The sequence below is a fragment of the Pseudoalteromonas luteoviolacea DSM 6061 genome (assembly GCF_001625655.1).
GTDB classification, from domain to species: Bacteria; Pseudomonadota; Gammaproteobacteria; order Enterobacterales; family Alteromonadaceae; genus Pseudoalteromonas; species Pseudoalteromonas luteoviolacea.
Map to the genome: position 1 here is coordinate 125,594 of NZ_AUYB01000082.1, position 21,792 is coordinate 147,385.

Sequence of the window (21,792 nt, forward strand, 5' to 3'; positions counted from 1 at the left end):
GTGTTATATTGCTTTTGAAAACGTAAACAACGATATTTTGGATCGTCAGTAGCCTGTAGTTATGTATTTTCAATACATAAACTGTATTACTTCAGACAAGATCTGACGTTTCGATAAAATCACCGGCTACGCCAAGATGCTTGGAAAACATCTTCTTAGCTTTCCTTGTGGTAACTTTTTTGCGGCCCCTTTACCTAAACGGTGCGCTATTTTAACCAAATTGAAAAAAGCAAAACTCTTGTCTGGAATTCCTACGTTAAGGATGGCCTGCCTTAATTTACTGAAGAGGACAACTCTTTCTCTCGCTCAATTAGAGTATCTATCATTGTCATGGCTCCTTTGCTTAAAACGTATCGGCTTTGACTAATTCGAAAGGCAAAGCCTCTCTTTTTGATGAACTCAAGTGCATCAATTGGAGTTTTCAATTTTAAAGCTTTAAATATTGCACTTGTTGTTTCTTCGTCTGCCAACGCTGCAACATCATTACCTGTAATTCCCTGCACAGGTTCGCCCAAGAATTCAAGCGGTTGCCCTCGCTGTGTCATGATTCGACAAATGAGTGTTAAGATCGCAATGATTTTTAAAGACGTTTCATCAAACACAGTATCTTCACTTCCGCTCTCAGCTATCAATTTAATAGAAAAAAATTCGCCTTCTTCATCATGAATGAGTTCATACCCCAAATGTCGGTATAGCTGAATGTAATGGTTTTCATGCTGGCGAATTTCAAGATAAATCTTGGACTCCACAAATTGCGCTTGTGAGGTCATATATTCCTTTCGATTAATAACACTACCGGTGTAGAAGGCACGATAAATGGTCTGCGACAATTTCTCATCAACCTCTAAAAATGTATTACGATCCATACTCATTTAACTTCCGTCTGTTGATTGCTTAACGAAACCAGATGACGCACCCTGTACTGGAGTTCGTATACATCATCTACCATCTTTTGATATTCATTTCTCAACTCCAGCTGATAGTTAGGTGAGTTGATAAGTCTAGACTGTACTTCGAATAGATCTGGCAATTTAAAATCCGGCCATTCCTGACTTAGCTCTTTATGAGCCAAGGCAAGGAAGTCTTTGTTTAGCGGCCAGTCAAAATTATCAACCCATCGTGCCAAGCGTTGAGAATACTGCAATTTCTTAGCAGCCTCTTTACTGATGCTTTCGGATAAAAGTACTTTTTCACTGTTTTCAGGGGCATAACTTTGGACACGGGTAGCCAATTCATTGAAAGCGACGTCTAAAAATGAGGGAGATTTTTCTGTCCTGAACGGAGCAATCCTGCCAAGGGCTGGGCACTGAACTGACACTCCCAATGACTTTAAATCAGACATATCAATGAATTTGTTACGCAGATCGCCCCCAAGCGTATTTTCAAAGGCCGCAAGAACTACCGAATATGCACGATCGATCGCGCTGTGCTCATGTAATGATTGTTGTGTTTTTTGCAGGTAGATACTGACCTGATTTGCGACTTGCTTGATTGGTGAAAATAAATCCAAGTACTGTACTTCGTAGCTCAACATCAAATATGCGCGACTCGTATCGTTTATCGTCTGAAAAAAAGAACGAAAATATCCTAGGGTAAGAAAAATACCATCCCCTTCCTCATAACGTGTATGCTTGTCGAGAAACACCTTCAACGGATCTATTTCTCTCTGATATAACTTAGCTGCCATGTTATAAGATTCACGCTTCACTTCCAGTTGTGAATAACCCTGAGGATCTGCTATCGCGGATTTTTCAAATTCAACACCAACATTTTGGAGCTTTGCAATATTTGCTCGGATTTTTCCCAGTAAGTCGCTTACTCGATATATCAAATCGTCCACCCACTCTAGGTAGTCATCAGTTCCTGGTGTCGTACTCAGCTTACCGCGCTTAACCTGTCGCATCAAAGACCACAACGGTGTCATGGCTGCATTTAACGATACTTTTGTTAATGGACGGTACAGACTTACTCGGCATAATCGAAATACCTCAAACACGCTAGTATTGAATAATAACTTCGTTACTCCATCAACATTGCGGCGGTCATTGATGATCCGCGACTGTAGCAGATTATCCACATCAAACACTAAACTCACTTCATTTGCCTGTTCATCAGAAAGTTGATCCTTCAACGCTATTACAAATGAGTAAAAAACAGTCTCCGGGATAGCACCAGCATGATTAATGTCTGCAAATTCGATGGTTTTGAACATCACTTCACGATAACGCAGCAATCGCTGAAGTGTCTCCAGTGTACTAAACTGTTTATTAGTTATACTGCCTGCCATTTACGCCCCCTCAAAGGCAAGTTGAGTTGAGAGCCTACGGATGAACTCTTGCTCAGGAGAAAAGCACGTTTTAACCCGTTTTGGATCATAAGGTTCTGCTGTACTCATCTCATCCATGAACAGGTATTGCCCGAATGCATCAATTAGATCCGCACTTTTTCCATGAGTAGTCGCACCGATCAGTGTGTGGCCTTTTTCATTGAGAATTCGTGTCAGCGGTGGAATTTGTTCAGCGCTGACGGTGCCCACTTCATCCAGGATAAGTGGAAACGAAATAGCGCTGATATCATCGCATAGCCGCTGGATGAATATTTCTGCAAAGTGCATATTAATCAGGATCTGTGTGGAAGTTGACTGTGCCTTTTCATCCCACATTTCCCCCGGCTTTTTAGTCATATAGCTGGCTTGTTTGATAATATTTTCCATGCGTAATTTGCCGTCTAAGCTATTTACCGCGTCGGAATGTAAAAACTCTTGGAGTCTGGCATACCAGCTTGCGGGCAAAGTTACTGCTGTATTCAAATCATCAAATTCTCGCCAACTAAGCACCAAGTCATCAAAGGATCCATTGAGCACAACTTTAAGTTTGACTGCCTCTAAGTCATTTATTGTTGCATTAGCCAGTTCCTCATTAATGCGCTGAACTGTCTGTTCTATTTTGATCTTTGTTTTGTCTAACCGTTCTAAGCGGTTGCGCAAGTAGCTGTTATGCAGGGCTGTATCTTTTTCTAGTTGGCTTTGTGACTGGTCAAGCGTTTGGAATTTTATAGAGAGAGTATCAAAACTCTTGCTAATCGCGGCTTGTGAGCGGTTGTTTTCCATGATTCCATGCTCATCTTTTATTATCCCTTTTACACAAAACTGCACTAGCTGGGTATAAACGCTTTCTCTTGCGTCTTTGCTTCGTTCTAGCTTTTGGCCATAGGTTTGAAGCTCTTCCTGAAGCGGAAGCTGAATGTTTTCTGGAGAATCTGTGGGCTTTAATGATACAGTAAGATGCTGTACTCTTGGAAAACGCAAACAGTCGCTCTTGATTCTGTCGTTCAACCGTGAAATTTGTAAGCATAGCTCAGCACCTGTTTTGCGCTCCAACTCAGCTTTTTCATAGGCTTGTTGTGAATTTTCTAAAGCTTTAAGATTTTTTTCTTCCTCATCCTCCTTCACCGCCTTGATTTTATTTAGTTGTTCTAATTCCTCCAGAACTTCTTTTTTTCGTTGAAATGACAATTCAAAGCTTTTAAGCGTGTCCAAATCTGATTTAGTCAGGGTTATTTCTTTTTCTACTTTGGATACTTCCGATGCGTTATGCAGCGTGGAATTATCGTTAAGGCGTAATAACTCCTTTTCTTCACTGATATAGCTAATCAGCTGTGCGTCACAGTCAGAAACCTGCTCACTTATTGAGCGCTCAGCAGCGTAAGCAATAAGATCAATATTTTCATCAAAAAATTGAAGATGCGCTGCGTTCAACGTAAATAGCTGAAGAAATTTTGAAATGGCTTGTATTTCATCTTCATTAAGCAAGCGCCCTGGGTTTGCGTTAACCAAAAGCGGATTGATCGAATACAATTTTCTGACTTCGTTTTCGGCTAATTGCGCCTTGATTGCCAAGGCCTCGTTATCCTCTCGTTCTTTTAGCTTTTTGAGGTTGCCAGTTTCCCGCTGGATCAGCTCCTTCAGTTCGTCTAGCCTGATTTGACGTGCGTTGGCATCTTGATACTGAGTTAACTTTTCCATCCTTTCTTGAAGGTGCTCTTCTAAAGCATCGAGTACTTCAGATGTAGAAAGGCCTGGGTATGGCTGACAAATAAGTTCGCATTTTTCTAATATTGACTCACGCCGTTTTAGCTCTCTTTCACAGTTACCAATATCGTGCCGGTTTATCTTGAGTGTCTCTTCGCCCTCCTTTAACACTTTATCTGCTTCTTCATAGGCCGATTTTAACGGCTCCACTTTCTGACAAAGTAAACCGTGCTTCTGCTCATGATACTGTCTCAACGCGTCAACATTTATCATTAGCTGAGCGTAATCCAGTTCGTGTGTTTGTTGTGCTTTTTGAATTTCAAACTCTTTGGTTAATGCTTCAAAAGCAGGAATATTGGCTTTTAGCTGATCCAACTCAACCCGTTCGTTCTCCAGCCTGTCGTGATCATTAATAAGCTGTTTTACATCTACTTCCAGAGTTTGCGAGCCTTGCTCCTGAGAATCAATGGCAGTCGCCGTCATTAGTTGTAGGGATTTTCCGTCTTGGTTAAAGAGTAACTTGACCAACGCACGCAGAGACTCAATTGAGTTTTTTGACAAATCATGCAGCGGGTAAATTACAAATGGACACTCATCCGGATGCAAAACATCGATATTATATAACTGTTTTTTGAGCTCATCTATATTGCGAATAAGCGCCGTTGTTTTGTTGACTTCTTTCAACGCGCTAAACAAATTTTCCCCAGGAGGGGAGTCTGGTCTTCCACCACTTGTTCCTTTTGATTTGTCCCAAAACAAATGCGCGATATCCTCAAATGGAGACGCTATAAAAAGTCGGTTAAGCTTGTAGTTGTTACCAGCAGAAATAATCTGACAATGACGCCGTATTCCACCCCCAATAAGCTTGTGCTCCACCTCTAGGATTAGCTTGCTATGAACCGACTGGAAGTAATAGTTTTTCACCTCATCCTTAGTGTAATACTCTTGTTCGGTCGTGCTCTCGGGAGTTTTAAAGGCAAATTTTTTATCACAATCATTTAGGTTAAGCTCAGGAAGCAAGAAAAAGCGCACTGCATTTACGATGCTTGTTTTCCCCCAGTTGCCTTTAGCTAATAGGACGAGGTTGCTATCCAGTGGAACCTCGACATAAGCAAAAGAAGCAGAATCAACGGCGATTATTCGTTTTAAATTTACAGAGAACCTATTATTCATATTCTTCTCCTAAGAATATTTCTTGCTCAATAAAACCCAACCCTTTAGAAAACAAAGAAGCTAGTTCGGCAAATTTCCAATGATGTGCCTTATCCAGTGCCTTTATAAATTGCTTCTGCTTGTCAGGTTTCTGGCAATAGCCGTGGTAACAGGCAAGGTTTGAAGGCATTGTGAATATTATTCTGTCGCCGAGTTGCTTCTGCAATGTTTCAAATATCTCTAACCCGGCCAAGTCGTAGTCTGGACAGTAATACACTTTTTCAAATTGTGATAAAAACCGCTGTGTTTGCTTGTGAGTGATAGCGTTACCTGAAGAAAAAATAATTAGCGATTCCACGCCAATATCTTCAAGTTCCATAGCAACAAGGAAGTCTTCACTGAACGTAAAACAGTCACTGTTCTCAATAAGAATAACCGGCGTTAAGTGGTCAAAATTGGACATTTCTTCCGGCGCTTTCTCAGGGGAGCACTCAATGGCAATATGGGTTTGAGCTTTTAGACCAAATTTCGCTGTGAGGTATGCAGAGTGTGCGCTATGACGATGAGAGTTGCCTTGTTTAGCCGCGTGTATGCGTGAGCGACTGGGAGCATACTTTGCCAGTAACTTATCAAATAAATCATGGTTGGAAATGCGTATAAAATATCGTTCCGGTCGAACAAATTCAGCCACGCCCAGAGAATCAAAATTTACATGCTCATTATTAAGTAGCGTTATAAAACGAGTTGCGTTTATAGGCCTACCGGACTCAATCGCTTTCAAATAAGGATACAAGTTCATTTTATGCCTCAGGGAAAAAATATTCGTTGATGTCGTCTGAATTCAAGACAACCAAAGGAAAGGCTTTTCCGGAAACTTTCTCTGGATCTTTAGCTATTCTGTAATACTGAATAGTGTAATCAACCAAAGCCCCGCGAGTACGTATTTTAAATGGTTTGTCATAGCCAAAATCATTGAGTACCAAATTTTGTTCTTCTTGAGTCAGTTCGGGGTGTGGGCCTATTTCAATGTCGACAAAAGTAAACCAAATAATATCTTGCTGAAAGCTGATGCTGGACTTTCCTTTTAGTTCTACCCTCATAATTCGGCCTAGGTTAAAGTCAGCAAAGCATTCCCGAGAATGACAATAAGCTCGGCAATGCCAGCGCAAACCATCATTAGCAATTGCGAATGGCGTTACCAGGCGGTTTTTTCCGAGAGGATTGGTGCGACTGCGATAATCAATCATCACTTCTTTTCCCATCCGGATAGCTTTAAATAGCAGCCTTGTTACTTCTGGGTTAGGAGACTGAATAGGAGTTAGGCCTTTTGAGAATGCCGATGAACCATATGTCTCTGATACGTATTGATTGGCGTTATGAAATATAAAGTCCACGTAGTCAGACCATTTAGGCCGAGTAAACTTTGGAGTGAACTTAGCAGTCGGTATGAATACTTTTTCAGGATCCTTACCATCGAATACAAGATTGTCAGGGTAAGCTTGACGATACAAAAGAATAGCTTTTGAGATCACATTTACATGCACACCGAAAAAACGGGATAAGCGTGTGGCATTTGTCCCGCCCTCCCAGTAGAGCATATACTCTAGAGCTTTAAACCTTTCAGTTTGTTGATTCGTAAATTCCGTCTTTGTATCCATCATTATTGTGTACACATTTTTTGTGTATACGATTTTCTGTTTATTTTGTAAATTTGTAAAGCTTTTTTAAATACCTGCTCAACAGCATGTTATTTTCTTTGGGCTTTGCCCTACCTCTGACGGTCATGGAAGATTAAATAACATTGAAAGAATTGCTGTTTATTTAGCGTACAGCGCAAACAGCAAGAAGGCTTTTGTCGTTCAATTCAATATCTCTGTAAAGCCAATTTCTTCTTATTACTCTAACCCCAATAGCAAGCAATATCCGTCTGGGGTATTTGAGCAGTAACCATTTAGCAAGACTGATAACATAATGCCTTTCAGCTAACGACCTCTGCTCAAAGGCGATTTTAGTTTTAATTAGTTCCCGTTCAGGTTGACCACACAAGTTACATATATAACTCTGTAAGTCTGGCGCTAGGCTTTTAGAGACGATCAAACGACATAATTGATGTAGCAATATCAGCCTATCAAAATCAAACTTCCCGCAGTTAACAAATTGCCTGTCTATCGCTCTTAATTGTGCTGCCCAGCGTTCAAAAAGCACTTTGTTCCAAAAGCGTACATGATGGTTTGGAGATTGCCGTAAATCAAAGCCACACTTCCAACAACAAGCCATGTTCGCGTCTTTGTATATCCCGGGCTTTCCAAGTTCGCAACGATGAAAGGAAACACTAGCGCCACACTCAATGCATCGGTCATGCATTATTATTTGGTGATAAGGACAAAAAGTATAAAAGCCGACTCGCCATGAAAGTCGATAGTATGGTTCAGCCCCTTCAGCCAAGCATTGCGGGCAAAACTGCATACCATACCCGTTGTGAAGTCTGTGTTTAATTACTAATGGGCAGAGCCATCTAAGCTGGCCCGATAATGTAAGTTCGGGAAACAGACGTCCTTCAAAAAGTGAAAGCATGTGCTTTTCTAACTCTTCGCAGCTCACGCTCACTTTTTCGCTTATTTTACCCAACAGCCACTGTGGTATATGCCTATCAATGTCTCTGTTCCACAGTTGATAATTTGAGCCAAATTCTAGTCGGCAAAACGTTTGAAGTTTTAATCCATTGCTATGGGCACACCTGACTAGCCAAGAAGAAAGGCACTCTCCGTTATGAGGTTTGGGGTGCGCAGGCCATAACTTACCTGACAGCATTTACGATACGCCATCTAGTCTACGCTTCCTTGCTGAGGGTGTGGTCCAATCCAACTTATCCAACACTTTCAAAGTGATTTGTTCTGATTTATTTTCAATCGCATAAACAGCCGCGTTATTCAATATTTTACTTAGCTCTCCGATATACCCCTCCGACATAGCAAATAAACGAGATGCTAGTTTATGCTCGTGAAGTACCGATGGCTTTTTGAGTGGCAACATCCTCTCAAAGCTCGCTAATAGCCTTAAATATTCATTATCAAATTCCCATCTAGAAAGCATCACGGGTTCAAACCGATTGGCTAATTGCGGATCTGTTTGCAGTGCTCTAAATGCATCCTTGGTTCCTACCCCAACTATTGTAATTTGAAGCTCATTGCCCAAATATTTGAGTACATTTAAAAAAGCCCGTTGGCGATTAGTATTCCCCGCTAGAATATGATGAATTTCGTCAATCACTAATATCTTTAACCCAACATATCTAAGCAGTTTAATGACTTGAAACTGCTTTTTATCGACTCGCTCACTCGGTTTATAAGGTGCAAATAGCAATTCTAAAATCGAGTTATAAAAGCGGCCTTCGTCAGGAACAGGCGGTGCTTGAACAAACATAACAGGTGCCAATACCCCATCACCTTCGGGGTTGTCTTCGGCTGGGTGGTTTCGACAAAACTTTTTCACCAACATAGTTTTGCCATTATTAGTATCACCCACGATGAGTAAGTTGGGCATTCTTTCTGTTCGAGGATGTACCAGCAAATCCTCAAGCTTGTTTAATATGTTTTTCGCTTTGGAATAACCAATCCAGCGGTCTGAACGTATTTTTTCAATCCTGTAAGCATCATCTAAAGAGAGCATTCCTTTGGCACTGTCATTTAAGTGACTAAAATCGCTCATGACCATTCATCCATATCATCAAAGGGTTCAATATCTAGAGTTGGAACTGCTAGTTCGCTTGGTTGCTCCTGAATTGCTGGCATTGGGTTAGGCTTTTCTGCTTGGGTATGATTCTTTCGTCTCTGCCGTGATCGCTTTGCAGCTTTAGTTTTGTTAACTGCTTCCTGTTCTAGCTCTCGCATTCGCTCGTATGCCTCAAAAATCGTGTGTTCATTGATTTTGCCACCGGATTCTTCAACGCGCTTAAGGGCTTCTCGTAACTCCCAAATACTTATTGCTGGATGAGAGGTATCTCGGTAAGGAATTTGGTAATAAGACTTGAGCTCTGGGTCAAAAAACCAAATTAGGCTAATATCTCTGGGATCACGACGCACCATAAACTTACGCTTTCTCTTTGCATCTTGCGGATCAATCGCATTTATCCAAGGTCTTAAAACATCGTGGTAATAATAAATTTTATCTATCACAATGCCGTAATCTTGCACTGTGCGCATTTCAAAAGGCATTAGATCCAGCTTAAGCTTTTCTTCATCTATTATTTTTGCTGGCAAACCTCTGCCTGGCATTTCACTATCGCCCAGTATTCCTTGCTTATATCGAGCGAGTGGTGCCATACCTAACATTGAATGCTTCTTTTGGTGATATACATTAACAATGTAATCCGCAAGCCACTTTTCAAATTCAGATAGCGTTAAAGCTGCTGCTTTTTCTGAGTCATAATCACCTTTCTCTTTTGGATTTGCGAATGTAGAACCGGGTAAAGCGTGAACTTCTTTCGATAATGTGCCTAAAGCTCTTTCAACATGGGCTCCATAATTAGGTCTTGCTACCGGCCTCCACTCCAAATCCATCGAGTACTGACTACAAGCTCGTTTTAGCATGTTGCCCCTGAACTCTTTTGCATTGTCCGCGTGAATTTTGTCTGGTAACCCCCAAACAGGCCATTCTCCACTAACACCGAGTTTTGCTAACCATCTTTCTTTTGGCAAAATTGAGTGTGCGAGACATAACCCCGTTGTCATTGCACTCGGGGGATCAAACGATATATAAAACCCAGTCACCAATCTACTAAACACATCAAATGATAAAGTGATCCAAGGTCTTCCTATCGGCGCTCGGTAGTGATCATCCACTAAAATGATGTCTAGCTTTGTGTGGTCTATTTGCACCACAGCAAGTGGCCAATCCGCGCCAGGGAATTTACCCTCTATAGGTTTAAAGTCATTGTCTGATTTTTTACGTCCATGTCGCTTTCTTGACACTAGCTCTAGTGGTAACGCTTTAACTCGGTTCCTAACTGTATTGTCATGAGGTGGCGTAAGCCCTCTTTTTAAACATTGGGCTTTTACGGCATCAATAACCTTTCGAACAATTTTCTTCTGTTTGGTGAGGTATTCTGTTGCTATTGCTTCTTTAATTATCTCTTCTACTATTTGGTCGCCTTTAGTCGCTCCTTTATCACTTCTGGTCTTTGGTAACAACGAGGTAAGTAACCCTGAATCTTCATACAAGCGAAGCCATAAGTATACTGTATTCACATGTAAGTCATGCGCTTGAGCTCTTTCAATAACGTGGTTTCTCGTACGCCCACCTTTATTAACCAACGGCTTGATGATCTTGTATCTTTTATTGGCAACTTGCCATGCTTCTTCTGAAATAAGCATGAGCTCTTCGTCGCATTTGCGAGGTTCGACTTCAAGCGGAGGCTGCAATGATTCAGCTTTAGTTTCTAACGTTTCACCCGTTGACTCATCCACTAATACCACTTTAGACAGATTAAACACTTCAGCAATACGGTAGTTTTTACCTTCCCTTGAGACCTTTTTCCCTAGTTCTAATGATAACGACTTATTCACTTCATCAGCTCCAGATTTCTTGTGTCATGGTGATCTTTTGATTCAGGTTCATGCCAATTTGGCCCGTTCCAATCAGATACCACAAAGTTGGTAACAACCTGGCTTGATTCCAAGGATCAGAGTATATCTTTTCAAGTAGTTCTGTCGGAGTTGTACGCCCAAGCGTTTTTAAATTTCCAACTAGCAACGCCATATCTGCTTCTTCACTGGCACCTTGTCTTATAAAAGGAAGAAGGAACTTAACTGACTCCAGATAAGGCGTTCTAATTTCCTTTTCAGTGACTATTTTAAACTTCCACTGATTTTCCTTTGCATATTTAATTGCCATGCGGAACTTTGGCCGAAGCTTGCCCCAATTCTCCTTGAGTTCACTTCTATACTTTACTTCATATAAAGTGGGCTTTTCACCTTGCCTGAAAGCAAGTACATCAGGCGTATAACTACGTCGCTTGTCTTCATTATTTAGACAAATAATTTTAACTGGCTGAACCTCAAACCGGCTTATGTGTTTGTCGAATTCAAGAAGACTTATAAAGTCTCGCTCCAGTGTTGACTCAAACATTGCTTGCCCATCAGCTTTACTGTGCGCAGCTATTCCTGTCACATTGCGATAGTTTTTTGGGATGGTTCTTACAGGCATGCGAAGCCCTTTCTTTTATCAATTCTGCTGAACTCAAGTGCAAAACGATGTTCTGCTTTTTTAGCTTGAAAGATTAATACATGCTTCCATTGAGGCAGGCTAAGCATATCATATACTTTTGCTTTATCTTGTTCAGATGTTTTCAAACCGAATGAAACTGATTGAATTGATTGAGCGGAAATATCTTTTAAGCCAAACTCTTGTGATATTAGTCTAGTCTCACGTTCATATCTCCAGTACGAGTATTTCGTTGTTAAAAGAGGAGTAATGACAGCTTCGAGCAGGTTTCCAGAGTTCAACTTCATGCAATCTGGAATACTATGTAAAGGATGTTTTGACTGATAAATGACGTCTTCGACTGAAACATTTGGTAAAGCACTCAACAAAACGTTCCTATTGAAGCCAATACAAATACCTTTATGGCTATTTGCATAATGAGACCACATAAGCTGGTTTTTCTTGGCTCTGCAAAAGCAACAGATGCCTATATTTGTTAACTTTTTCTTCAGCTGCTTACTCAATATGTCTGTTGAGGCCCTGTTAGCAACTCTTTTTTGCGATAGTACTTCATTTACCGTTCTTTCATATTCCATTTGGCAATCAAAGGGATCATTAAACTGTTCAGGTGTGGAAAAATGAATCTGCTGGTTCTTAAACTCACTTAAAAAGTGATTTTTCTCTGGATCAGAATAGCGAAACAACACATTCTTCAAAACATAAATCCTTCTCTATTACTCTGTTTTTTAATAACTATTTAAAATCACAATGCATTATTCCAGTACAAAATAGCAGTGTAGTTATCGAAATTTTTTATACCTTACTCTCTAATAGTAGCCTATAGCGATGTAATTTCGACTCTAGATTGGAGTATTAGTACAAAAAAGAGATGGAACTCACAGAAGTCAAGTAGACTTATATCCGCTGCAGTAATGAAAAAGCAAGCTCATACAGCTTGCTTTTTTTGTTTATAAACATCTCTACTTAATAATTACCTGATCTTCCCATGTGTGGATCAAGGTTGGATTAGTTAAATTAAAAACCTTTACCACCATAGTTTTACCCGCCGCATTTTCACATTCAATAATTTGATAAAGCACAGGTTGGGCAGGATTCATTACGACTTCATTCTTAATGAACACATCAGAGTGGAATGGCCCCTTTCTGTCCTCTCCATTAAATAACCCTAGAGATACGCCACGGTTTGCTAAAGTGGTACAGTAGGACTGGGTATTCTGGTTATTTACTGTTATTTTGCTCTTAATACTGTACGCCGAATGATAGCCAAACGAATAGGGTTGATAAATAAACTCCCCAGCGGGTTCTAATGAAATTTGCCAGTCAACAATTGGCGCCCCAGGAATATTTACGAATACGTTGTACCCTATACCACTTTCATCTCTACAGTTAATATGTACTGATTTGGAGTCCAGTAGAGAAGATTCATCATTTAAATCTGCATCTAAAAGGAGCATTGTGTTACTTTGGGTATCCGCAACTATATTAACGTAACTCAGGTGTGCATTCGTTTTATTAGAGTAGACATTTGCAAAACTACAAACACTTTGTTCATTTCGCAGCTGTACGTTAATAGTCAGCTTATGGGCCCTATCGCTGGTAATGAGCGCTGATTGTACTGGGCCATATGCATAGTTTGTTACACGCTCAAATCCATCTACATCGGCAATATTCTGATCCAATGCAAGTACATTTAAACTTGGCAATAAAACAGCAAAGAGAGAAGCTTTTAAATAGTTCATATCCATTTCCTTTCGCAGTGGTGTTAGTCAGTGAACATGTAGTAACGGTTCACATCAGCAATTAATGAGCAAACTAGCACTCGGTAACCCATGCTGCAAAAGTCATAAATCATCACATTAAAATTAATAATATGTACTGAGTTTCTATTTAAATCATAAACTTAAAAAATAAATTCCGAATTTAATAAGGTCGCCAAAACAAATCATTATGGCCAATCATAATATCCAAATATAAGCCCGTAATCCCCTATTTAAAGCTCCGATAAAGGTAATATAAATAAGCAGGATAAGCACAGCCTTTGGTCGTTAGCGAGTCCGTATTGTATTTTACAGGCATTGACATCCTCTATCATAATTCACTTTATTACGCACTTTTAAAAAAGTGCGCAATACGTTGAACTTGGTTCATGACAATCTCATTGTTTAAAAAACTACGCAACTAGCTCGGGATTATTTCGAACACCCTCTATGGCTTGAGTGATATTCATCAAATACACATCTTCAATAAGTGAGATCACATCATTCCAGCGCGGATTATATTCATTATTTTCCCAACGCCTTAAGGTACGCTCTTCAATTCCATAACAGGCTGCCGATTCGGCTTGTGTATATCCACGACACTTACGAGCATACTTTAGCAACTGTGCGCCTTTCGGAGTGCGGACAAGTTCAGTTGGTGTTGTATTCAAATCTGGACTTTGCTGAGTTGTTACTAAATTTTGCGACAGTCTTGCTTTTATCTGAGCATTAAAGATTGATTGTTTGGCCATTTCTGCTTTCCTTATTTTATTACGCAAGTGAGTTCAATTGATGTTATGGGTACACAATTAATTGTTATAACTCACTGCTGTTAATACATCCTGAATCAAAAAACATCAGTATGCGTAATTTTTTAAGAATTATAGAGCAATTTATTACGCACAACAACCGGTATTTTTTCTTTTTTTGCGTAAAAAATTGCATTGAGTTTATTTTTAAAGCTCTTTATAATGCATCTATTACTGTGTAATAGATGTGATGTAGGACTTATAAACCACTTATGGACGGATCAAATACCTTAAATAGCTTATCTTCTCGGGTAGAACAAGCTATAAAACCGCATAGCATCAGAGCCTTTGCGTCAAAAATTGATGTCTCTGAAGGGACATTGCGTCGAATTTTAAAAGGCGAAGACCCCAAATTAAGCATAATCGAGCGGATCGCAGAAGAAGCCAGTGTCAGCTTACTGTGGCTTATTACTGGTGAAGATCAAGCTACAATGCCAGACTCGCAAGCTTCAATGCACCCAATTGTTAAGCTTGAAGAATTTAATGAGGCTTTTGTACTTGTGCCCGGATACCATGTATCAGTTAGTACCGGTCATGGCGCTTTCAATGGTCACACACAAATTGCAAGGCACCTCGCTTTTAGGAAAAAGTGGCTCGAATATAAAAATCTAGAAAAAAGCGAGCTTGCCGTTGTTTTTGCTAAAGGCGATTCAATGGAACCTACTATTCACAACAACAATACAATTTTGGTCGACTTGTCTGACAAAAAGCTCAGTGAAGGGCTCATTTATGTAGTTCGTTTGGGAGAGGAGCTGTATGCAAAACGCTTGCAGCAATATTTAGACGGTTCAGTGAGGCTGATTAGTGACAACAAAGAATACGTGGAGCAAGTTGTAAAACCAGATGAAATGGAACAATTAGAAATCATTGGTAAAGTTGTCTGGATAGGCAAAGATCTTACTTAGGTGTGTTCTTAAATGGATAGCACCTAGATGGGCCATTACACCCACCTAGGACTATTTTTTAATTAAAGCTTTTGCCAAGCACTACTTTTTCCTGGTTCGTCCCCTTTCGTCCACCAAAGCGCTTTGTATCTGGCACATTGATTTGCATTATCGCAATGCGACACTTCGCTACCTGCATTGTAAGCAGCACTCACATGCCAAGGAAACTCAACTTGACTGATTAATGTCCATGCATCCGCAAAGCGGGTAGGTTCAACACCAGATACCCAGTATTTGGCTTCCCATACCAACACCTGCTTGACCTCTTGATCAAAATGACTCACTTTGTCACCGGTGTTGTAAACTGCACTAGCATTATATGTGGGGTGGCCACCAGTGCCCTTAGGTGACACAGTGACTGTGACAGTATCACTGTACGTATCAACTGAGTTATCTGACACAGTTAAGCGAAACACCAGCTGTTCAACTTGAGTTACCGTTGGTGCAGCAAAGCTTGATTTTGCAGAGTTTATTGATGATAACGCCACAGTTGGACCTGACAATTGCGTCCATGAGTATGTAAGAACATCGCCATCGCTATCAACCGTTGCGCTACCATCTAACGTAACTATCGGGGTACCAGACTCAACTTGTTGATCTGTACCAGCATTAACAACTGGCGGCGTGTTTACTTTACTATCTCTTACTATGATGTTGACTTCATCGCTAGTATTTCCGCCTTTCCTATCATTCGCACTGAATCGCAAAACAACTGTAGCCTCACCCACGACGTCCGGCGCAACAAATTCAGCTGTAAGTGCCGTTGTCACCCCCAAATTTACCGCAGGTCCAGATACTTGCTGCCATTGATAAACCATCGCATCATTGTCTGCATCAGCGGCCGTTGCAGTGAGTTGAATCACTGAACCAGAAAGCACACTTTGGTCAACACCTGCATTGACTACTGGCGCGCGGTTGGCACCATCTACAAGAGGGTGACCCAGCGATTCGTGCATCCAGTTCAGGATATCGCCATTGTCGGTATCAATTTCCCAACCAAACATGCCTCCAAGGCCTTCTTGATGCACAAGTTGCCCTTTAGCCGCAATCGACTTTTGGTCATCATAGGAAATTAAGTCTCCTGTACTTGGACGATATATGTATGGCGCTTGCGCAACTGTATCATAATGATATTCCCAATCTGGATGTTTCGCCCATTGTGCAATATTGGCATACATTAGAGTACCCGGCTCAAGTTTAAAGGCATCTGCTGGCGCTGACGGCCCAGTTGCCTTACCCTGCATATGGTGTGTACCGGGAGTATACTCGACACCAGTCCAGCCTCTACCGTACATAGCAACACCTGCGATAAGCTTATTGCCAGGCACACCTTGGGCTTTGAGTAAATCAATACCTGTTTTTAAGTTATATTCAGTCGTACGCTTATCCGAAGGTTTAAAGTCTGATGGATACACGGCAGTTTGATGCCCAAGCCCCTCTAAATCCCAAGCGCCAAAGTAGTCGTATGACATCATCAAGATGTAATCCATATACTTGATGGCTTCGCCATAGTTTACTTTCTCTAATTTGTCGTAGCCCACATTTATCGCAGAAGTAAGCTCATACTTACGTCCTGTACGCGCCTCCTCTTCATCAAGCATCGCTCGAAGCTCGCGCATCAACTTAATATAAGTTGCACCATCATTTGGAGAACCTAAGTTAGGATTTGCCGCAGCGACACCAGGGAATTCCCAATCGATGTCAATACCATCCCAAAACTGCCACGTTCTAATAAACTTGCGGCAAGACTCTACAAATGTCTTACGCTTCGCATCATCTGCCATAAAGTAGAATGGATCTGACAATGTCCACCCGCCGATCGAGGGAATGATCTTGAGATCAGGGTAGCGCTGTTTTAACGCCATCATTTGCCCATAGTTACCTTTAACCGCATCTTGGTTGACTTGGTCTCCCACTGGCTTCATGTACGCGGCCCAAGGGTCTGGCGGAGCAAGTTCAAAATCATTTAGGCCTGCAGTTACTTTTTGGAATGTTTCGTATCCCGTTGGGTTTTCTTTTTTGAATGATTCATTAGGCCCAGTGATGGCCACAAAACCGTAGAAAATGTGTGTCAAGTTCTCTGCTGGAATGTTGTCAATGTAGTAATCCATCCCTTCAACGCGATAGATAGACCACTCTGCGGCATACGCTGCAACCATTTTACCAGTTGTATTGACATAGGAACGGTTAGTCATTTCGATTGGAAATCGCGGATCATTCACTTTCATAGCTAGTGGATCTAAATGAGTGCCTGCCGTATCAGCAACTATCAAAGTTTTAGCATTGCTGCTGCCGGTACAGCCATCAATGTTACATAACTGAACCGTAAGGTTAAACTTGCCACCTTTATCAAATGTTAATGTTTCTACACCCGATTGTGAGCTGCTAACTTCAGTTAAAGCTCGACTATGAACAACTTGTCCATCCAATAGAATTTTAACTGTCTCACCTGCGACGCCTGTCCACTTGGACCAAGGTACAGAAACATCAACACTTGGCGCAACCGTAACTTCTTTGTACGCCAGCGAGTCTGTTATTGTTACAAGGCTGTGCTTTTCAACCATCCACTCAATTTTTGGTGCACCAGGCACCGCCGCCAATGACGGCATAGAGGCTACTAAACTTGAGAATAATAAAGCCTTCTTGACATGGCTTAAAACCCTGCTGTTCGTATTTCTCATTAGAAATCCTTCTACATGTTATTATTTTTTTGATATTTAATTTGGTAATTACTTACCTGCTTTTTTAAATTTCAAAGGGCCCTTTTCGCCCCCAGAAAGATATTCTCCTTCCAAGTACTGACCATCAGCCGATAGCGTTAATGTATGAATTCCCGTTGTGGTCCACCCTGGTATTTGCTGTGTTACTTGAACATTTACGGTAATCGTATCGAGCTCTCTCACACCTGTGCCATGCTCTACAAAAGGTATGCCTTTGAACTCTAAATAATGAGCAGTAAAAACCTGCTTACCATGCTGAGACACAATTAAATGACCATTTTTAAAATTACTATTATTGACATCGTGCCATAGACCGGATATTCGCCTTTGAGCGTTTTTCGCTTCTCCTTCAAAACCATTTAAAACAGCGCTGTCATTAGCATCCGAGTAAAGTGAAACACTGAGGATGAAAAAAGATAAAGTAAAAAGAACTGCCTTAACCATATATGCTTGAGCCTCATAATTATTTAACAAAAAAGCTGCATTTATTAACACCAATGTACCTAATATATTGAAAAACACAACTGCGTTTAGAATAAAATAGGTACAAAAAATATCAGCTTTTACAATATGAATCATTATGAGCACTTATTCAAAAGTAAATAATGACATGAAAACTAAGCTTATTTGCACTTAACCTTGTGCTATTAAGAGGCTTACAGTGAGATTGCTTTATGGCTTATAAAGACGGTTGTTCTCCAATTTATACGACGCACCATGTATATATCCATAATGATCTTTGCTTTTCACGCTAAATACTAATTTCAAACAATCTGCCCTATCATTATTGTTTTGAGTACTTTGAATAAACATTAAAACTTTAGCGGTCTGTTAATCGTTACAAAATGCAAAAATACACCATCAAAAAGGTTTAACATGTCTAATCAAAATTATGTGCCAGATAAAGTATGGCAGTGGAAAGAGGGAAATGGCGGTAAATTCTCAAACATAAACAGGCCATCCTCGGGCCCTAGATTCGAACAGCCACTTCCTGAAGGAATACATGCATTACAGCTGTATTCCCTAGCAACACCCAATGGGGTTAAAGTCACCATTTTATTAGAAGAGTTGATTGAGTTAGGTATTTCAGCTGCGCAGTACGATGCTTTTACCATTGATATTATGGAAGGAGCGCAATTTTCCAGTGGGTTCACGCAAGCAAATCCAAATTCTAAAATTCCCGCTTTGATTGACAACTCTCATGCTCCGCCCATACGCGTATTCGAATCAGGATCGATATTGCTCTATCTTGCCGAAAAGTTTTCTGCATTTTTACCAAAAGATTTGGCTACAAGGACAGAATGCCTAAATTGGCTGTTTTGGCAAATGGGCTCAGCACCTCTGCTTGGTGGAGGCTTTGGGCACTTTTATGCCTATGCCCCAGAAAAATACGAATACCCCATTGATCGCTATACTATGGAGGTAAAGCGTCAGCTTGATGTTTTAAATAAGCACCTAGAAAATAATCAATTCCTGTGTGGCGATCAATACACCATAGCCGATATGGCTATTTGGCCTTGGTATGGTCAACTTGTTGAAGGCTGGCTATATAACGCTGCTGAATTTTTAAATGTCGATGCGTACGCGCATGTATTACGCTGGAGCAAACAAATTTCATCACGCCCAGCAGTAAAACGGGGTCGCATTGTAAACAAAACTTGGGGAGAGGCCCATGAGCAGCTTCACGAGCGTCACGAAAGCAGTGACTTCGATCTAAAAACACAAGACAAGCAAAGCTAAAGCTAATACAACAATTAAAATTGGGAAGGGCCTATTCGCTGGCCCTGCCACACTAAGATTGTTTTGCCATAAACTCACTCATGCGCTCTTGTAACTCTAACTCTGTCAAATCTTCAACATGAGTACCAATAGTCCAAACATGGCCAAATGGGTCCTCTAGCGTCCCAGCTCTGTCACCATAAAATTGATTTTCTACTGCCCTTAGCTCTTTAGCACCCATCGCTAATGCTTGAGCAAACACAGTATCAACATCTTCTACGTAATGCATCAGGGAAACCGCTGTACCACCTAGCTGTTTAGGCCCTTTAAAGTGCATGTCAGGGCATTCATCGCTTATCATTAAGTGGGAATTTCCAACTTTAATTTCTGCATGCGCAATTCGCCCGTTGGGAAGATTCATCTGCATAACAAGCTGGGCATTAAAGGCTTTTTCATAAAAGTGAATGGCTTCATTCGCTCCATCGACAATCAAGTAAGGTGTAAGGGAGTGATAACCTTCAGGTATAGCTTTTACACTCATAGTAATTTCCATTATTTGCAGTTCTGACAATAAAGCTAGACTATACACACCAAAGTACAACCTCTATGGTACCTTAAAATAAAAAACCGGACTTCTTCGCGTTAATCTGCTCATTGCTCTTTTTTTCCCATTAAAAACCGCTAAAATATGCGTTTTTATCATATCTAGGTAGCATCATGCAGCGCACTAAATTGGTTAATCAATTAACTGAATTACTCAAACCATTTCAGATCAATGATTACTGCCCTAATGGCTTACAAGTTGAAGGCAAGGCAGAAATAAAAAAATTGGTCACCGGAGTAACAGCCAGTCAGGCTTTAATTGATGCGGCAATTGAAAAACAAGCAGACGCAATTTTAGTGCATCACGGCTATTTCTGGAAAGGTGAAGACCAAACTATAACTGGCATGAAGCAGCGCAGAATTAAAAGCCTACTGGCAAACGACATCAATTTATTAGCGTATCACCTTCCGCTAGATGTTCACCCGGAACTTGGGAACAACGCACAACTGGGTGAATTGTTAGACCTAGTTGTAGAGCGCCCATTAGAGCCATGGAATAAGAATAGTGTCGCGGTAAAAGGCAAGCTTAAGTCTCCAATGTCCGTTGCTCAATTTTCTGCGCTAATTGAAGAGAAACTTGATAGAAAGCCACTTGTTAATCAAGCTGGCGATCACGAAATAAAAACCATTGCTTGGTGCACTGGTGGCGGGCAAAGTTTTATAGATTTAGCTGCAAGTCAAGGTATAGATGCCTACCTCACTGGTGAAGCATCTGAGCAAACAATCCACAGCTCAACAGAGCAAGGGATTCACTTTTTTGCAGCAGGCCATCATGCGACTGAACGATACGGTGTTAAGGCGCTTGGTGAGTACTTGGCAGATAAATATGACCTAGATGTCGAATTCGTTGATATTCATAACCCGGTTTAATTTGCATGCCTAAAAAGGGAAAACACAACGCTGTAGAAAAGCCACAAGATCGTAACTTTTGCGATATTGCCAAAAAATTTAGACATAATATTTACGGCACGACGAAAGGAAAAATTAGGGAAGCGGTGCTACAGCGAGATCTTGAGCAAGCATTGGTTACACTGGATAGTGACCAACCATTACGCATTCTTGATGTCGGTGGAGGTCAAGGTCAGATAGCGCTTTTCCTTGCTCAAAAAGGCCATCACGTTACTTTAGTTGATATTTCAGAGCCAATGTTAGAGTTGGCAAAAGAACGTGCCAAGAAGCAAGGTCTTCTGGATGACATGACATTTGTACACGCCCCCTTGCAAGAAATCCCAAAGCAATCACTTAAGCAGTTTGATTTAGTACTATGCCATGCCGTATTAGAGTGGGTTGTAGAACAGCAAGCTGCACTGCAGGTTTTACAATCACTGTTGGCTCCACATGGCATTTTATCTTTAATGTACTTCAACAAGTCAGCCCAGAGGTTAGCTAATATGGTGTATGGCAACTTTGACTACGTTGCCAATGGGCTAAAAGTGAAGCAGAAAGTAGGACTCAGTCCTAATCAGCCTTTGGAAAGTGAGCAAGTTGACAAGTGGCTAGACCAGCTCAATTTAGTGCCACTTAGCAAAACTGGCGTAAGATGCTTTCATGACTACCTCCGAGATCTGGAAAAAGCAGAGTTGCAATTCGATGACTTATTGGAAATGGAGCTACGCTACAATAGGAAAGAACCTTATGCATCTATTGGCCGATACACTCACTTACTGCTGCAACAAGCTTAAATCAACTCAATGACAAAAAGAAAAATGGCCTTAACTGATTGTACCCACCACAGTGCAAACGTTAAGGCCAGGACATGTGCTGAAAGAGAGCAGCAACTCCACGTTGCCATAGCTGCATGAATATGTCCCTTGAATCCCTTTGATTTAAATTGAA

The 21,792-nt window shown here is 40.9% G+C and carries 19 protein-coding genes; 4 read left to right on the forward strand and 15 right to left on the reverse strand.

Features of this window, described 5'->3' with window-relative positions:
• Positions 1-272: 272 nt before the first annotated feature.
• The 12 genes from N475_RS05085 to N475_RS05140 form a co-directional block, all read right to left on the reverse strand.
• The gene (locus N475_RS05085) at positions 273-872 is read right to left on the reverse strand and encodes a condensin complex protein MksE (RefSeq protein WP_063364781.1); all 600 of its coding nucleotides are present in this window, start codon (positions 870-872) and stop codon (positions 273-275) included.
• The gene (locus N475_RS05090) at positions 869-2,287 is read right to left on the reverse strand and encodes a hypothetical protein (RefSeq protein ID WP_063364782.1); all 1,419 of its coding nucleotides are present in this window, start codon (positions 2,285-2,287) and stop codon (positions 869-871) included. Before N475_RS05090 ends, N475_RS05085 begins: the two co-directional genes overlap by 4 nt.
• Positions 2,288-5,203 carry a coiled-coil domain-containing protein gene (locus N475_RS05095; RefSeq protein WP_063364783.1) on the reverse strand — a complete coding sequence of 972 codons (2,916 nt, stop codon included), beginning with the start codon at positions 5,201-5,203 and terminating at the stop codon, positions 2,288-2,290.
• Positions 5,196-5,981, reverse strand: coding sequence for a Wadjet anti-phage system protein JetD domain-containing protein (locus tag N475_RS05100; protein ID WP_063361833.1), 786 nt, complete (start codon positions 5,979-5,981; stop codon positions 5,196-5,198). The genes N475_RS05095 and N475_RS05100 overlap by 8 nt, the downstream gene beginning before the upstream one ends.
• Before the next feature lies 1 nt (position 5,982).
• A complete protein-coding gene (locus N475_RS05105) occupies positions 5,983-6,843 on the reverse strand; it encodes a BrxR family helix-turn-helix transcriptional regulator (RefSeq protein WP_063364784.1) in 861 nt (286 codons plus the stop codon).
• Positions 6,844-7,003: 160 nt separating this feature from the next.
• Entirely contained in the window at positions 7,004-7,993 is a 990-nt protein-coding gene (locus tag N475_RS05110) for a TniQ family protein (protein ID WP_063364785.1), read from the reverse strand.
• The gene (locus tag N475_RS05115; protein WP_081232368.1) at positions 7,994-8,890 is read right to left on the reverse strand and encodes a TniB family NTP-binding protein; all 897 of its coding nucleotides are present in this window, start codon (positions 8,888-8,890) and stop codon (positions 7,994-7,996) included.
• Entirely contained in the window at positions 8,887-10,746 is a 1,860-nt protein-coding gene (locus tag N475_RS05120) for a Mu transposase C-terminal domain-containing protein (protein WP_063364786.1), read from the reverse strand. The genes N475_RS05115 and N475_RS05120 overlap by 4 nt, the downstream gene beginning before the upstream one ends.
• A gap of 4 nt (positions 10,747-10,750) precedes the next feature.
• Positions 10,751-11,386: a heteromeric transposase endonuclease subunit TnsA gene (locus tag N475_RS05125; RefSeq protein ID WP_063364787.1), complete on the reverse strand. Its 636-nt coding sequence runs from the start codon at positions 11,384-11,386 to the stop codon at positions 10,751-10,753.
• Positions 11,377-12,090 (reverse strand): DUF2971 domain-containing protein, encoded by a 714-nt coding sequence (locus N475_RS05130; RefSeq protein ID WP_227008390.1) that lies wholly within the window; start codon positions 12,088-12,090, stop codon positions 11,377-11,379. The genes N475_RS05125 and N475_RS05130 overlap by 10 nt, the downstream gene beginning before the upstream one ends.
• A 273-nt stretch (positions 12,091-12,363) precedes the next feature.
• A complete protein-coding gene (locus N475_RS05135) occupies positions 12,364-13,143 on the reverse strand; it encodes a hypothetical protein (RefSeq protein ID WP_063355360.1) in 780 nt (259 codons plus the stop codon).
• A 431-nt stretch (positions 13,144-13,574) separates the two neighbouring features.
• Positions 13,575-13,913, reverse strand: coding sequence for a helix-turn-helix transcriptional regulator (locus N475_RS05140; protein ID WP_227008386.1), 339 nt, complete (start codon positions 13,911-13,913; stop codon positions 13,575-13,577).
• 269 nt (positions 13,914-14,182) lie between these two features.
• Between N475_RS05140 and N475_RS05145 the strand changes: the two genes are divergently transcribed.
• Positions 14,183-14,875 carry an XRE family transcriptional regulator gene (locus N475_RS05145; protein ID WP_063355359.1) on the forward strand — a complete coding sequence of 231 codons (693 nt, stop codon included), beginning with the start codon at positions 14,183-14,185 and terminating at the stop codon, positions 14,873-14,875.
• Positions 14,876-14,937: 62 nt separating this feature from the next.
• Here the strand turns inward: N475_RS05145 and N475_RS05150 are convergent, their stop codons facing one another.
• Complete coding sequence (locus N475_RS05150; RefSeq protein WP_063355358.1) at positions 14,938-17,595, reverse strand: glycosyl hydrolase family 18 protein; 2,658 nt, start codon at positions 17,593-17,595, stop codon at positions 14,938-14,940.
• A gap of 48 nt (positions 17,596-17,643) precedes the next feature.
• Positions 17,644-18,078 carry a hypothetical protein gene (locus N475_RS05155; protein WP_155732540.1) on the reverse strand — a complete coding sequence of 145 codons (435 nt, stop codon included), beginning with the start codon at positions 18,076-18,078 and terminating at the stop codon, positions 17,644-17,646.
• Between the two features lie 432 nt (positions 18,079-18,510).
• Between N475_RS05155 and yghU the strand changes: the two genes are divergently transcribed.
• Positions 18,511-19,374, forward strand: a complete 864-nt coding sequence (gene yghU, locus N475_RS05160) for a glutathione-dependent disulfide-bond oxidoreductase (RefSeq protein ID WP_063364790.1) — start codon at positions 18,511-18,513, stop codon at positions 19,372-19,374.
• 52 nt (positions 19,375-19,426) lie between these two features.
• Here the strand turns inward: yghU and N475_RS05165 are convergent, their stop codons facing one another.
• Positions 19,427-19,894 carry a VOC family protein gene (locus N475_RS05165; protein WP_063355355.1) on the reverse strand — a complete coding sequence of 156 codons (468 nt, stop codon included), beginning with the start codon at positions 19,892-19,894 and terminating at the stop codon, positions 19,427-19,429.
• 176 nt (positions 19,895-20,070) lie between these two features.
• On the opposite strand from N475_RS05165, the gene N475_RS05170 reads away from it, so the two are divergent.
• On the forward strand, positions 20,071-20,826 hold the full coding sequence (locus N475_RS05170) for a Nif3-like dinuclear metal center hexameric protein (protein WP_063355354.1): 756 nt from the start codon (positions 20,071-20,073) through the stop codon (positions 20,824-20,826).
• Between the two features lie 5 nt (positions 20,827-20,831).
• On the forward strand, positions 20,832-21,638 hold the full coding sequence (locus tag N475_RS05175; protein WP_063355353.1) for a methyltransferase domain-containing protein: 807 nt from the start codon (positions 20,832-20,834) through the stop codon (positions 21,636-21,638).
• Positions 21,639-21,792: the final 154 nt, after the last annotated feature.

What these genes read in the sequence shown, in the direction of transcription:
- N475_RS05085 (WP_063364781.1), bottom strand. Translation starts at nt 872, where the DNA reads ATGAGTATGGATCGTAATACATTTTTAGAGGTTGATGAGAAATTGTCG.
- N475_RS05090 (WP_063364782.1), bottom strand. Translation starts at nt 2,287, where the DNA reads ATGGCAGGCAGTATAACTAATAAACAGTTTAGTACACTGGAGACACTT.
- N475_RS05095 (WP_063364783.1), bottom strand. Translation starts at nt 5,203, where the DNA reads ATGAATAATAGGTTCTCTGTAAATTTAAAACGAATAATCGCCGTTGAT.
- N475_RS05100 (WP_063361833.1), bottom strand. Translation starts at nt 5,981, where the DNA reads ATGAACTTGTATCCTTATTTGAAAGCGATTGAGTCCGGTAGGCCTATA.
- N475_RS05105 (WP_063364784.1), bottom strand. Translation starts at nt 6,843, where the DNA reads ATGATGGATACAAAGACGGAATTTACGAATCAACAAACTGAAAGGTTT.
- N475_RS05110 (WP_063364785.1), bottom strand. Translation starts at nt 7,993, where the DNA reads ATGCTGTCAGGTAAGTTATGGCCTGCGCACCCCAAACCTCATAACGGA.
- N475_RS05115 (WP_081232368.1), bottom strand. Translation starts at nt 8,890, where the DNA reads ATGAGCGATTTTAGTCACTTAAATGACAGTGCCAAAGGAATGCTCTCT.
- N475_RS05125 (WP_063364787.1), bottom strand. Translation starts at nt 11,386, where the DNA reads ATGCCTGTAAGAACCATCCCAAAAAACTATCGCAATGTGACAGGAATA.
- N475_RS05135 (WP_063355360.1), bottom strand. Translation starts at nt 13,143, where the DNA reads ATGAACTATTTAAAAGCTTCTCTCTTTGCTGTTTTATTGCCAAGTTTA.
- N475_RS05140 (WP_227008386.1), bottom strand. Translation starts at nt 13,913, where the DNA reads ATGGCCAAACAATCAATCTTTAATGCTCAGATAAAAGCAAGACTGTCG.
- N475_RS05145 (WP_063355359.1), top strand. Translation starts at nt 14,183, where the DNA reads ATGGACGGATCAAATACCTTAAATAGCTTATCTTCTCGGGTAGAACAA.
- N475_RS05150 (WP_063355358.1), bottom strand. Translation starts at nt 17,595, where the DNA reads ATGAGAAATACGAACAGCAGGGTTTTAAGCCATGTCAAGAAGGCTTTA.
- N475_RS05155 (WP_155732540.1), bottom strand. Translation starts at nt 18,078, where the DNA reads ATGGTTAAGGCAGTTCTTTTTACTTTATCTTTTTTCATCCTCAGTGTT.
- yghU (WP_063364790.1), top strand. Translation starts at nt 18,511, where the DNA reads ATGTCTAATCAAAATTATGTGCCAGATAAAGTATGGCAGTGGAAAGAG.
- N475_RS05165 (WP_063355355.1), bottom strand. Translation starts at nt 19,894, where the DNA reads ATGAGTGTAAAAGCTATACCTGAAGGTTATCACTCCCTTACACCTTAC.
- N475_RS05170 (WP_063355354.1), top strand. Translation starts at nt 20,071, where the DNA reads ATGCAGCGCACTAAATTGGTTAATCAATTAACTGAATTACTCAAACCA.
- N475_RS05175 (WP_063355353.1), top strand. Translation starts at nt 20,832, where the DNA reads ATGCCTAAAAAGGGAAAACACAACGCTGTAGAAAAGCCACAAGATCGT.